Consider the following 1,200-nt stretch of genomic DNA (forward strand, 5'->3'; position numbering starts at 1 on the left):
CTTCCGAAGGGAGAGGAGCGGGTTGGCCTTGTGCCCTCTCCTGACCTTTGGGCGGAGTGTATAACCTATATGGTTCGTTTTGTCAAGGAGAATGTAGATGGATTTGCAAAATTTAGGTAACTCGATACCTTAGCAATCTGCCGATATGAAAGGCCTTTTATGTCGCTATCTTACTATAATGAAGAAGACACTCTCATTCCCGTGGAGGGATTTCGTAGAAAACATCGTGATAATGTGCGTATACCGGAGATATATGAGTGTCCGAGTTGCCGAGAGTTAATTCCAGTTGAGGGATACGATAACGTAGTTGAAGATTGTAATCATTGCGGTACGCTCCTCCATTTTGCCAGCATTTGGGAGCATGTAGGAAACGAGTGCGTTCCGCTCAAAAGGCCACAATTTGGAATCCCTATCCCAACGGAAATGCCCTTGGCTGGACCCGCTGGTCGAACATCACAGCCACCTCTCGACATTTACGTTTTGATGCGTTTCGCAGGGCCATTTCATGACCTCGACAAAAATTCGTTTGCTGTCGGTAAACGCACGAAAGCAGGATATTGGATTTCGGGCATTTGGGCGCAGAATGTGGCACACTCTGAGCCGGTCGAATGGTGGCCTTTGCCGGGCGAATGTGCGTGATATCGGTTGACAACTGTTGGCTGATAATCCCGAAACCTGCGCCCTACCAAGCAGTCGCGCGTTCACTAAGCCTTGCTGCAGATTGATCGCCCGCCTGCACGTGCACATACCCCCTCCGTAATTCGCTAACGCGAATGTCACCTTCCCGTTTGTGCTTTGCAAAAACGGGAAGGATTTGGGTGTTACCGCCCCTTCCGCAGCACAATGTAAACCGCGCCCGCACCCCCATGCCTCGGCTGCGCGGGCCTTACCGCCGCGATTTGCCCCGCATGCGGGCTGTGTGCCAGCCAGTCGAGCAGTTTGGCGCGGATGACGCCTCGGCGGTTGCCGCGTTGGTCGTGTTCGTCGTGAGGGCGGGGCTTTCCGGCGATGAGGAGCATGACGCGGGCGCCCATGGCGAGGGCCTGGGCGATGCTGGCGGTGAGGCGGGCGTGGGCGGCGTCGAGGGTGAGGCCGTGGAGGTCTATGGTGACGTCGGGGGTAATTGGCCCTCGTGACAGTTTGCGGTCCCAGCTGGAATCTAGGCCGTGGCTTTGCAGGGGGCGGGCGACGGGTGTGGGC

General features: G+C 55.8%; 1 protein-coding gene. It reads right to left on the minus strand.

Annotated elements, in window-relative coordinates; all coding sequences use genetic code 11:
- Positions 1–821: 821 nt before the first annotated feature.
- Positions 822–1,178 (minus strand): Smr/MutS family protein, encoded by a 357-nt coding sequence (locus AX703_RS28930; RefSeq protein ID WP_369821027.1) that lies wholly within the window; start codon positions 1,176–1,178, stop codon positions 822–824.
- Positions 1,179–1,200: the final 22 nt, after the last annotated feature.

The organism is Novosphingobium sp. CCH12-A3, assembly GCF_001556015.1.
GTDB lineage: Bacteria > Pseudomonadota > Alphaproteobacteria > Sphingomonadales > Sphingomonadaceae > Novosphingobium > Novosphingobium subterraneum.